Source organism: Thermodesulfovibrio sp. TK500a, from assembly GCF_055381765.1.
In genome coordinates, this window is record NZ_AP041606.1 from 1,165,119 (window position 1) to 1,177,213 (window position 12,095).

The following is a 12,095-nucleotide window of genomic DNA, read 5'->3' on the forward strand; positions in this document are numbered from 1 at the left end:
GGCGAGGAATCTCCAGATTTTTCAATATCTTCAGAGATTCCTCGCACCCATTGAGGGTGCTCGGAATGACCTTTAATAATTGAACAGCCTCTATCTTAAACTGTTTCAGCCAAAACAAATTTTTCAAATACAATTTTACCATCTTTAAAATCAATTTCGACTAAATCACCTTCCTTAAATATTCCTTCAATCAACTTTATTGCAAGAGGGTCAAGTATCTCCTTCTGAAGAACCCTTCTAAGTGGTCTTGCACCAAAGACAGGGTCATAACCAATCCGAGCAATGTATTCCTTTGCCTCCTCTGTGAGGGTAATATCAATCTTCTTCTGCTTAAGATACTGCTTTATCTTTCTTATCTGAATTTCAATTATGTCCTTCATAACTTCTTTGCTAAGAGGATTAAAGATGATTATCTCGTCAATTCTGTTAAGAAACTCAGGTCTAAAGAAGGCTCTCAGGTCTTCGTTTATTCTCTTTTTGAGGTCTTTCTTTAAGTCCTGCCAGTGCTCTGTGCCGCTGTTCATGAGGAATTCCTGAATATGGCTGCTGCCAATGTTTGATGTCATTATAATTATGGTATTTCTAAAGTCCACTGTTCTACCCTGTCCGTCTGTAAGTCTACCGTCATCAAGAACCTGCAGAAGAACATTAAAAACCTCTTGATGGGCTTTCTCAACTTCATCGAATAGCACCACACTATAAGGACGCCTTCTTACTGCCTCTGTAAGTTGTCCACCTTCCTCGTATCCAACATATCCAGGCGGTGCACCAATGAGTCGGCTTACAGTGTGACGCTCCTGATACTCGGACATGTCAATACGAATCATAGCATTTTCATCATCAAAGAGAAACTCAGCAAGTGCCTTTGCAAGCTCTGTTTTACCGACACCAGTAGGTCCGAGGAACATGAATGAGCCAATAGGACGGTTTGGGTCTTGAAGTCCTGCCCTTGCTCTTCTTATGGCATTTGATACTGCTACTATTGCCTCATCTTGCCCAACAACTCTCTCTCTGAGACGCTCCTCCATCTTTATAAGCTTTTGCGTTTCACTTTCAAGAAGCTTCTTTACAGGAATGCCAGTCCACTTTGCCACAACCTCTGCAATGTCCTCTTCATCAACCTCTTCTTTGAGCATCTGTCTACCCTTTTGAATCTCCTTGAGCTTCAGATTTGCCTCATCAAGGGCTTTCTGTAACTCAATCAATTTACCGTATCTTAGCTCAGCAGCTCTTGTAAGGTCACCTTGACGCTCTGCCTGTTCAGAGGCGATACGGGTCTGCTCAATCTCAGCCTTAAGGTCACGGATTCGCAGTATCACTTCCTTTTCAGCCTGCCACTGTCTCTGTAGTTCCTCTTTCTTTGTGAGTAACTGCTCAATCTCTTCTGAAATCTTTTCAATCTTCTCCTTTGCATCCTCTGTGGGCTCTTTACTCAATGCCTGCCTTTCTATCTCAAGCTGCCTTAGTCTCCTTTCAATCTCATCAAGCTCTATGGGCATGCTGTCAATCTCCATCCTAAGCTTTGCTGCTGCCTCATCAACAAGGTCAATTGCCTTGTCAGGAAGGTATCGGTCTGAGATATAGCGGGCTGAAAGAACTGCTGCAGCAACAAGGGCTGAGTCCTTTATCTTTACACCGTGATGAACTTCATATCTCTCTTTAAGTCCCCTCAGTATTGATATCGTATCCTCAACAGAGGGCTCTTTCACAAGTATGGGCTGAAAACGTCTCTCAAGGGCTGGGTCTTTCTCAATGTATTTTCTGTATTCATTTACAGTTGTAGCACCAATGCATCTTAACTCTCCCCTTGCAAGGGCTGGCTTTAGCATGTTCGCTGCATCGACTGCACCTTCAGCTGCACCAGCACCAACAAGGGTGTGAAGCTCATCGATGAAGGTAATAATTCTTCCATCAGAGGAGGTAATCTCCTTAAGCACCGCTTTAAGTCTTTCCTCAAACTCTCCACGATACTTTGCTCCGGCAAGAAGAGAGCCAATATCAAGGGCAACGAGTTCCTTATCTCTCAAAGACTCAGGCACATCTCCAGCTACAATTCTCTGGGCAAGTCCTTCAACAATTGCTGTCTTTCCAACACCAGGGTCTCCAATAAGAACAGGATTGTTCTTTGTTCTTCTACTTAGAACCTGTATGACTCTTCTAATCTCATCATCTCTTCCGATAACAGGGTCAAGCTTTCCCTTTCTTGCAAGCTCAGTGAGGTTCTTACCGTATTTCTGCAAAGCCTGATATTTCTCCTCAGGATTTGGGTCTGTTACCTGGTGTACACCTCTAATTTTCCTCATTGCATCAAGGACTTTTTGGCGGGTTACAGCCTGCCTCTTTACTGCATCAAGGGCTGGACCACCTACATCAAAGAGAGCAATTAGGAGATGCTCTACACTAATGTATTCATCTTTTAAGTGTTCTGCCTCTTTTTCAGCCTTTTCAAAGAGTTGATTAAGCCTTGGCGTAATGTAAATCTGTTCTAAGGGTTGAGCACCATAGACTTTTGGGATCTTCTCAATAGCCCTTTTAATTTCAGCCTTGATAGAATTTAAGTCTGCACCGCATTCCCTGAGAATTCTTGCCACAAGACCCTCTGAATCCTCAAGGAGTGCGTAAATAAGATGTTCTACATCTATCTGTTGGTTGCCATGCTGATTGGCAATTCTTTGTGCCTCTCTAATTGCTTCCTGTGTTTTATAGGTAAGCTTATCTGCTCTCATTTCTTTCCTCCTTAAATTTCCTCAAAAAATTTTTTTAGTTTTTTCTCAATCTGTTCCCGTATGTCGTCATCGACGTATCGAAATATCTCCTGCAAAGCCTCCTCCATGAGCTGCATTCTCTCCCTCATGCGAAGGATTATGTCAACGCCTGCTCTGTTTACGCCTAAGTCCTTTGTAAGCTTAATCACAAAATTAAGTCTATCTAAATCTTCATCGGTGTAAACCCTCTGTCTATTAATTCTTTTAGGCTTGATAAAGCCTTCTCTTTCATAAAGTCTCAGGGTTTGGGGATGAACATTAAGAAGTTTACAAACCATACTAATCATATAGAATCTATCATCCCTCTTCACGGCTACCTCCTAAGCATGTCTTCTCTTGGATTTTCCCTGTATAGGCTTTCAATTCTCTTGATTTCCTCCTTTTCTGAAGAAGTAAGTCCCTTAGGAACAACAATCTTTGCAATTACATACATATCTCCTCTTGCACTACCCTTTGGAGAGGGAAAACCCTTTCCAGAGATTCGAAATTTCTGCCCACCCTGCGTGCCTTCTGGAATTTTCATCTTTACAGTGCCACCGTCAGGTGTGGGAACATCAACCTTTGCACCAAGGGCTGCCTCAGTAAAGGTAATTGGTAACTCAATGTATACATCATCTCCCTTTCTTGTAAAAAATGGATGGGAACTAACTGAGACCTCAAGTATTAGGTCGCCGTAAGATGCTCCACCCCTTCCTGCATTACCATATCCTTTAAGTCTCACATTTGAGCCATTGTCCACACCTGCTGGAATCTTTGCCTTCACTGTCTCTGCTGTCAAGATTCTTCCTAAGCCCGAGCATGTTTTGCATGTTGAAGAGGCCGTCTTACCCCTACCTCCACAGTTTGGACAGGTCTGGGATACTCTTAAAAAACCCCTCGATGCCTGAACCCGTCCAGTACCGCCACATTTTTTGCAGACATCCATTTTATCGGCACCGCTTCCATGACAGCTTGAACACTCTATATATCTCTGATATGTAACTGGTTTTACAGTGCCGTTGTATGCCTCTTCAAAAGTAAGGGTAATAGGAATAACAACATCTTCGCCTCTTACGTTGGTTGTATATGAAGAAGTGAAGCCTTCACCAAATAGGTCTCCGAAGATGTCACCAAGGTCAAAGCCCTTTGTAAAATCAAAGCCACCGAAGTCATATCCTTTGAAGTCAAAGCTTCCGCCGCTATCATACTCCTTTCTTTTCTGAGGGTCACTAAGAACTGCATATGCCTCATTAATCTCTTTAAACTTTTCCTCAGCCTCCTTGTTTCCAGGATTTAGGTCAGGATGATACTTCCTTGCAAGCTTACGATAAGCCTTCTTAATCTCCTCTTGGGAGGCATCTTTACTTACTCCGAGTATTTTATAGTAATCCTTACGTTCCATATTGTTATCTTATCATATTGAGTTAGTTTATATCAAGTCATGACAAAAGTTTGAAATTAGATTTTATGCCATTTCCTTTTATTAATAATAAAAATGCTATAATTTTTTTTATGTTGAGTATTAGAAAGAAGTTTGCCCTTGGATTTATTGTCTTTATTGGGGGAATATTGCTTTTAACAGGAGTGGCTTATCATTTTTTTATCAAAGACGAAGTTTTAGGTATTGAGAAAAATTACGTAAAAGAAGACCTTCTATTGCTAAATAAATACATCGACTTAGAGCAAGAAAACTTGCTATCAATTACAAAAGATTGGGCTGCCTGGACAGATGCATGGCTTTTTATCCAAGGTAAAAACCCTACATTTGCTAAAAACAACATAACAGCTGAGGCATTTGTCAACAACAATCTATCTTTGATGGCCTATTTTGACATTAAAGGCAATTTAGTATGCGGCTACGAATATGATTATAAAAGTAAAGCTCTCACAAATATTGATAAAAATTTCTGGATGCCATATCTTGAAAAAGCTATTGCGGCTGGGAAAAATGCAAAGCCTATTAACTCTCCTTCAGGATTTACCTTTAGAAAAGGTAAGCCCCTTTTAGTGGCATCATATCCTGTTTTAAAAAGCGATTATTCTGGAGAATTAGCTGGTTATCTTTTAACAGCAAGGCATCTAAGCAATGAAAAAATAGATTCCATAGAAAAGCTTCTCGGTCTAAGCAATTTAAAAATTAGAGAGCAAGATAGAGGAAATATTGATGGCCTCGAGGACATAAAGGTATCTGAAGAGGATGGAGTTTTTAAAATTACAATAATAAAAGAAGATTTTTTCAACCAAAAAAATATAGTTATCGAAGCAAAAAAGAACAAAAAATTGTGGTCTCTTGTTCAGAGTAATGTAAAAAAAATTATCTTCCTATATCTGTCATGCTTTATAATACTGGGATTTCTTTTCTACTGCTGGATAAACAGAAATATAATCCTCCGAATAGGAAAAATTGTAAGAGAAATAAATGACGTAAAAACCGGGATTATAGATGAGATATCTTCAGATGGTAATGATGAAATAGGCAAACTTTCCAGTGAAATAAACGGCTATATACAGACAATAAAGAGAAACTTACGAGAGATAGAGGGAAGCAGAAAGATTTACGAGACAATAGCAGAAAAATCGGAGGCAATTATAATGCTTTTTAATATAAAAGAGGAACTAATTTTTACCAACACTAAAGCAAAAGAAATCATGAAAGACGAAAATTTATCTAAAAATCTTTTGAGTCATCTCAAAGAAATAGTAACTATCAATGAAGGGGAGAAAACTTTTTTATCTGACTTTAGATTATCTCTCGATTTTTACATAAGTGCATGGATAATTCCTGTCGGAGAAGATAAGTTCCTGTTTATGGCGCATGATATTTCAAGCATAAAAAAGGAAAAAGAAAAGCTATTTGAGTTAGCCTCCAAAGATTCTCTAACTTCTCTTTACAACAGAACATATTTCGAGGCATCTCTACGAAAAATCCTAAACTCTAATGGCCAACAGGAACAGTATTATCTGGTCTTCATAGATTTGGACAACTTAAAAGATATAAATGACCGATTTGGTCATATAAGCGGCGATGCCTCCATAAAAGCCGTAGCAAAATCAATAATAAAAAGTATCGGAGAAATGGACTTAGCAGCAAGGTGGGGTGGAGATGAATTTGTTGTCATAGTCAAAGGAGGTGAAAATAGGGCAACATATGTCGCAGAGAGCATACAGAAAAATCTTAACAACACGGAAAATGAATTCCTGCATGAGTTTAAACCAACTGTCAGTATAGGCATAACGAAGATTGAAAAAAGTAGAAATTTAGAAAGCATTGTAAGAGAGGCCGATAAATCTGCCTATGATGCAAAAAGAGATTTGACGGAAAAGATAAAAATTTTCAGAAACGATTGATAATTCTGTGAACTACTCAGTGTAGTATTTTTTCTTCTTCGGTAAATACTGTTGATTGACATATCCTCCATAGTCATGAGGGTATTTGTATCCTTCTCCCCGCCCAAGCTTTTTAGCGCCTGAATAATGAGCATCTTTTAGATGTTCAGGGACAGGAAGGGTTCTCTCATGCTCAATGTCTTTCATGGCAGCCTCAATTGCTCTGTAGCAGGCATTGCTTTTAGGTGCTTTGGCAACATATAGGGCTGCTTGAGCAAGAATTATTCTTGCTTCAGGCATTCCAATCATTTCAACAGCCTGAGCAGCAGAGTTTGCAACAACAAGAGCCATGGGGTCGGCATTTCCCACATCTTCACTTGCCGCAATAATTATTCGTCTTGCTATAAATCTTGGGTCTTCGCCTCCGTAAATCATCTTAGCAAGCCAGTAAACAGTTGCATCTGGGTCACTACCTCTCATGCTTTTTATAAATGCAGAGGCTGTATCATAGTGTTGGTCTCCTGATTTATCATAAACAATGTGCTTTCTCTGGATACTCTCTTCTGCTGTTTTTAAGTCTATTTTAATTACTCCATCTTTTTCTTTGGTCGTAAAAACAGCTACTTCAAGTGCAGAGAGAGCCTTTCTCGCATCTCCTTCAGAGAATTTAGCAATGTGCCATAGGGCTTCATCGGCAATCTCGATATTTAAATTACCCAATCCCCGCTCTTTATCTGAAAGGGCTCTTTTAAGAATATCGAGGACTTCTTCATATTCTAAAGGTTTTAACTCAAATATGTGACTTCTTGAGACAAGAGCAGAAGTTAAATAAAAAAAAGGATTTTCTGTAGTAGCTCCGATTAGTATGACATTTCCCTCTTCTACATCGGGAAGAAAAGCATCCTGAGACACTCTATTTAATCTATGTATTTCATCAATAAACAGTATAGTTTTTTCGCCACGGAGCGACCTCTGTCTGGCAAACGATAGATTTCTTCTTATCTCCTCAATACTTAATGTGGATGCATTAAGCCATTGAAAAACTGCTTTTGTCTTATTTGCAATTACCCTGGCAAGAGCTGTTTTACCAGACCCCGGCGGTCCGTAAAGAATTAGCGAGGTTATTCTGTCTGAATCAATAGCTCTTCTTAATAACTTGCCTTCACCTATGAGATGGCGCTGTCCAACATATTCCTCAAGATTTCTTGGAGACATTCTAAAGGCAAGTGGTTTATTTTTAAGTTCTGAGGATTTTTCCTCAAATAGACTCATTTTACCTTTCCAAGCATCTTTATAAAAGACCTGAGAAGTTCGGCATCGTAGTCACCTCTCTCTCTTACTACTATCGAGAGAGCAAAGTAGGGAGTTAATGGAGGCTTGTAGGGTCTTCTTGTTGTTAAAGCATCATAACAATCTGCAATTGCAGTTATTCTTCCAAAAAGTTTAACCTCTTCACCTTTCAATCCATAAGGATAACCTTTGCCTGATAGCTTCTCATGATGTTGTAATACTGCTATGAAAGCATCAGGGGGTATATCTCTGTGTTCTTTAAGTAGATTATAACCATGCATTACATGCTGTTTTATGATATTGTATTCAGTGTCAGTGAGTTTACCCTGTTTATTTAGAATCTCGTGAGGTATTTGTGTTTTACCAATATCATGCAATATAGCACCTATACCAAGCCTGTATAGCTCCTCCTTTGTTAATCCTATCTGAATTCCCAAACCTATCGATAATACTCCCACATTAACCGAATGAGTATAGGTGTAGTAATCATAACCTTTTAGAGTGAGCAGTTCATAAATTGATTCAGGGTCATTTACTATCGTTTCTATTATTGTTTTCAGAGAACTTTCCACTTTTTTTATTTTTTCGCCACTTCTCGGGTCATTTAAAATATCAATAACTATGACCTTTGCTGTTTCTTTCACTATTAGATGCTTCAGCGAGCTGTCTTTTTGTTCAGCGATCTTATCTGCTCTTTTTTCAATAAATTCGATGTATTCTCTAAAAAGAGAGAGGTCTTTTTTTTCTATTAGAATGTCCCCTTCTTCAGGAATAGTGTCACTGTAAATCATTACAGGTTTACCAAGAGATGCATCAACAATCTTATTGAAGCTTAGTTTCTTAAGCAAATATATGGGAAATTCTACTTCTATGCCAGGAACAATGAGATTTCTGTCAATTTGATAATAATGCTCCTTTTGATAGGAATAATTCTTAAATTTTACAGGTGACTCTAATTCAGAGGTAATTATATCAGCATTCGAAAGATAGCTCCTTAACAATGTTTCATTTTCTGGAGCTATATATACATGAGATATGCCTTTTTCTTTAAGGATAGATTGGAAAACAGTAGAGTAAAAATTCCCCCTGTGAAAGATTTTTTTAGTTATCCCTCCTTCCTTTATAAAAATATCAAAAGGTAGGGGCTTATTTAGCTGTAATCTATTTATATCTATCTTCAGAAGGTCGTCTTCTGAGATAATTTCCCTTATCTTAGTTTTTGTTCTTGTTTGGTTCACATTCTAATTATTACAAAAAATCAAGGTAAATGTGAATACAAATTAAAAAAATTATTAAAAAGCCTTTCTCTATTTAAGGCAAAGCAAATAAATTTACAAAATGCCCCTCTTGGAAATATAATAATCCCTCATGAGTGGAGTGATTAAAGCACTTGGGCTTGTTTTCGGAGATATCGGCACAAGTCCGATTTATACTCTAACAGTGGCTTTTTTAATTCTTGAACCCACTTATGAAAATGTTTTAGGTGTTTTATCTCTAATATTTTGGACAATTGTCATTATTCCCACAATTCAATATAACTTCCTTGCAATGAATCTCAGCATAAGAGGTGAAGGTGGCACAATAGTTCTCTCTGAGATATTTAAATCTCTTTCAAAATCAAGGAGAGCACAAGCTTTTGTAACTTTTTTAACTTTCATTGGAGTTTCTTTCTTAATAGGTGATGGTGTTATTACTCCTGCAATAAGCATTTTAAGTGCTGTTGAAGGAACTGCTTTTATTCCAGGACTTGAAGGAATTTCGCAGGCTTCAATGATTTTCATTGCCATTTTGATTGCCTTAACCCTATTTCTTTTTCAAAAAAAAGGCACTGAAAAGGTATCATCTGCTTTTGGTCCCATTATGTGTGTTTGGTTTTTATCACTCACTTCATTGGGAATTTACTCCATTTTTCTAAGTCCTCAGGTTTTAAAGGCAGTAAATCCCTATTATGCATTAGAGTTTCTTATGCACAACGGATGGAAGGGCTATCTTGTGCTTGGAGAGGTTATTCTCTGTGCAACAGGTGCTGAGGCAATGTATGCTGACATGGGACATCTCGGTGCAAATCCTATAAGAAAAGCATGGGCAATGGTATTTTTTGCCCTTTTTATAAACTATTTTGGACAGGGTGCCTTTCTTCTTAAAAATCCTCATGTGAAAAATATACTTTTTGAAATGGCTTTTAATTTTTCATCTTTTCTTTATGTCCCCTTTTTAATTTTGAGCCTGTCAGCCACAGTAATAGCATCTCAAGCGATGATAAGCGGAATGTTTTCAGTTGTCTATCAGGCTATAACAACAAGAATAATGCCCATGCTGAAAATTGACTACACTTCAAAAGAGCTTAAGTCCCAGATATACATTGGAAGTGTTAACTGGTTTTTGCTTTTAGCAGTTATTCTAATTATCGTTGATTTTGGTAGCTCATCAAATCTTGCAGCAGCTTATGGCCTTGCAGTTACAGGAAATATGTGCATAACAGGACTGCTTCTTGTATCTATATTTTTTCTGAAAAGAAATTATTATGCCATGCTTGCAAGTACTCTCATATTTTTTGTTGATTTTGCTTATTTCAGTTCCTGTTTATATAAAATCCCCCATGGTGGATACTGGTCAATTTTTCTTGCAATGTTTCCATTTTTAACTATGCTTATCTATACTGAAGGGCAGAAAAGACTTTACAGAGCTATGAAGTTTATGACAGTAGATGATTTTATTTTAAAATTTGAAAGAGTTTATAAGACTAATCCGAAGATACCAGGAAGTGCCATATTTTTCATAAAAGACACGGCAAAAATTTCTCCTTACATTGTTGAGACAATGTTTTATAATGGCATAATTTATGAGGACAATATATTTCTGTCAGTTCTCATAAGACCTGACCCCTACGGAGTGACTGGATACTTTAAAGAAGATCTCTGTCCCGGTATTAGAGTGTTTGAGATTCAGATGGGATACATGGAAGTTGTGAATATTGAAGAGATACTCAGAGAAAACGGAATAGAGGAAAGAGCCATATTTTATGGACTTGAGGAGATTATTGCAAAAAGGCACTGGCAGTTTTTTGCCTTTTTAAAGAGAGTAACTCCTACATTCATAAGCTTTTTTAGGCTTCCCTCACGAAAGCTTCACGGAGTTATGACAAGAGTTGAAATGTAAGACAAGCAAAATTGAAGTAAGGCAAGGGTAAGTTTTATAATTAAAAAATGGTTAAATATCTTATCATTTTCATAGCTCTCTTTTTAGCCCTCTTCAGACTTAGCTCCGTAACACTTTTTGATGTGGATGAGGCAGTATTTGCAGAAGCAACTAAGGAGATGTTACAAAGTGGTAATTGGATAACTCCAACTTATAATGATGAACCACGATATGACAAACCAATACTTTTTTACTGGTTAATGGCTATCTCTTATAAAATCTTTGGAATAAACGAATTTTCAGCCAGATTTCCCTCTGCTTTGGCTGGATTTATTCTTTGTTTAAGCATATTTATATTTTTAAATACCCTAAACCGAAAGCGCGAAGCCCTATATGCAGTTTTATGCTTTACCTTTTCCCTTTATTACTTAGTCTACACGCATGCAGCAGTTACAGATATGACTCTTACACTGTTTATCAGCCTGTCTCTCTTTTCCTTTTATCTTGCAATATATAAAGCTCAGAAATATATCTACGGCTTTTATATTTTTTCTGCCCTTGCCTTCCTGACCAAGGGATTAATCGGAATAGTCTTTCCCTTTTCAATAGCTGGAATGTACATGATACTTATGGAAGGGCGAAAGGGTATAAGGCGAATTCTTGATTTTAAAGCTTTTATAGTTTTCCTTTTAATATCACTTCCTTGGTATGTTACCCAAATAGCAATAAATGGACAGGATTTTATTCAGCAGTTTTTTATAAAACATCATTTTATGAGATATACAGGAGTTATTTCAGGGCATAAAGGACCATTTTATTATTTTATACCTGTCTTGATAATAGGACTTTTCCCTTGGATATCCTTTTTACCTCAGGGATTGAGAAATATTAGAAAGGATAATTTGAGGTTTTTTTCATTAATCTGGTTTTCATTTATCTTCATATTTTTTTCTCTCTCAACAACAAAGCTTCCAAACTATATTTTACCTGCTATCCCGGCAGCCTCAATTTTAATCTCTTTTGGAATGGCTGAATTTAGAGAAAAACCCTCCTCTGTTCCGTTGATTATCATCGGATTTTTATCTATTTTGTTTGCTGCTGCATTTTTAATTGGAGTCAATAAGATAAGACTATATCTACCCGATTTTGATATTATCTGGGTTTATGTAATTTCTATTGTAATTCTTTTATTTGCATTGGTTAGCTTTTATGGGATGTTAAAAAGAAAAAAAATATTTCTATCTATGGCTTGTTTAACATTTGTATTTCTTATGATAATCTCTTTAAAAATAATCCCCTATGTCAATAAAACACTACAGGATGGACTTTACAGAATTAGCCTTTATGTAAAGGAGAATTTCAAAGACAGCGAGGTCATTACATATAAATTGAACAAACCGAGTATTGTATTCTATTCAGATAAAAAAATTCTTAAGGTTAATAGCGAAAAAAAGATACTTGACATTCTTAGACAAAATAAAAAAATAATCATTATTGCCCATGTAAAAGATTTAGTTTTTTTAAAAAACTCGGGGTTAGAGATTTTGTTGGAGGAAGGAGAATATGCAGTTTTGGAAAAGTCATAAAAAGATTTTT

Annotated in this window: 8 protein-coding genes; 3 read left to right on the plus strand and 5 right to left on the minus strand. The window is 37.1% G+C overall.

Going from position 1 to position 12,095, the window contains the following annotated elements:
- Positions 1–95 precede the first annotated feature (95 nt).
- From clpB to dnaJ, 3 genes are read right to left on the minus strand one after another with little or no spacing between them, the layout of a single operon-like run.
- Positions 96–2,726 carry an ATP-dependent chaperone ClpB gene (gene clpB, locus ACZ430_RS06200; RefSeq protein WP_297210032.1) on the minus strand — a complete coding sequence of 877 codons (2,631 nt, stop codon included), beginning with the start codon at positions 2,724–2,726 and terminating at the stop codon, positions 96–98.
- Between the two features lie 11 nt (positions 2,727–2,737).
- Complete coding sequence (locus tag ACZ430_RS06205) at positions 2,738–3,076, minus strand: MerR family transcriptional regulator (RefSeq protein WP_297210030.1); 339 nt, start codon at positions 3,074–3,076, stop codon at positions 2,738–2,740.
- 2 nt (positions 3,077–3,078) lie between these two features.
- Positions 3,079–4,146: a molecular chaperone DnaJ gene (gene dnaJ, locus ACZ430_RS06210; RefSeq protein WP_297210027.1), complete on the minus strand. Its 1,068-nt coding sequence runs from the start codon at positions 4,144–4,146 to the stop codon at positions 3,079–3,081.
- A 110-nt stretch (positions 4,147–4,256) separates the two neighbouring features.
- On the opposite strand from dnaJ, the gene ACZ430_RS06215 reads away from it, so the two are divergent.
- The gene (locus ACZ430_RS06215; RefSeq protein ID WP_464910437.1) at positions 4,257–6,092 is read left to right on the plus strand and encodes a sensor domain-containing diguanylate cyclase; all 1,836 of its coding nucleotides are present in this window, start codon (positions 4,257–4,259) and stop codon (positions 6,090–6,092) included.
- 12 nt (positions 6,093–6,104) lie between these two features.
- Here ACZ430_RS06215 and ACZ430_RS06220 read toward each other — a convergent pair whose 3' ends face one another.
- Positions 6,105–7,343, minus strand: coding sequence for a replication-associated recombination protein A (locus ACZ430_RS06220; protein ID WP_464910438.1), 1,239 nt, complete (start codon positions 7,341–7,343; stop codon positions 6,105–6,107).
- On the minus strand, positions 7,340–8,599 hold the full coding sequence (locus ACZ430_RS06225) for an HD-GYP domain-containing protein (protein ID WP_297210017.1): 1,260 nt from the start codon (positions 8,597–8,599) through the stop codon (positions 7,340–7,342). Before ACZ430_RS06225 ends, ACZ430_RS06220 begins: the two co-directional genes overlap by 4 nt.
- A 130-nt stretch (positions 8,600–8,729) precedes the next feature.
- Here ACZ430_RS06225 and ACZ430_RS06230 point away from each other — a divergent pair, with 130 nt between their 5' ends.
- Together ACZ430_RS06230 and ACZ430_RS06235 are read left to right on the plus strand one after the other, a co-directional pair.
- Positions 8,730–10,520: a KUP/HAK/KT family potassium transporter gene (locus ACZ430_RS06230; protein ID WP_297210014.1), complete on the plus strand. Its 1,791-nt coding sequence runs from the start codon at positions 8,730–8,732 to the stop codon at positions 10,518–10,520.
- Between the two features lie 47 nt (positions 10,521–10,567).
- Positions 10,568–12,085, plus strand: a complete 1,518-nt coding sequence (locus ACZ430_RS06235; protein WP_297210011.1) for an ArnT family glycosyltransferase — start codon at positions 10,568–10,570, stop codon at positions 12,083–12,085.
- Positions 12,086–12,095 lie beyond the last annotated feature (10 nt).

Coding starts and splice junctions, on each gene's coding strand:
- clpB (WP_297210032.1), bottom strand. CDS start 2,726: ATGAGAGCAGATAAGCTTACCTATAAAACACAGGAAGCAATTAGAGAG.
- dnaJ (WP_297210027.1), bottom strand. CDS start 4,146: ATGGAACGTAAGGATTACTATAAAATACTCGGAGTAAGTAAAGATGCC.
- ACZ430_RS06215 (WP_464910437.1), top strand. CDS start 4,257: ATGTTGAGTATTAGAAAGAAGTTTGCCCTTGGATTTATTGTCTTTATT.
- ACZ430_RS06220 (WP_464910438.1), bottom strand. CDS start 7,343: ATGAGTCTATTTGAGGAAAAATCCTCAGAACTTAAAAATAAACCACTT.
- ACZ430_RS06230 (WP_297210014.1), top strand. CDS start 8,730: ATGAGTGGAGTGATTAAAGCACTTGGGCTTGTTTTCGGAGATATCGGC.
- ACZ430_RS06235 (WP_297210011.1), top strand. CDS start 10,568: ATGGTTAAATATCTTATCATTTTCATAGCTCTCTTTTTAGCCCTCTTC.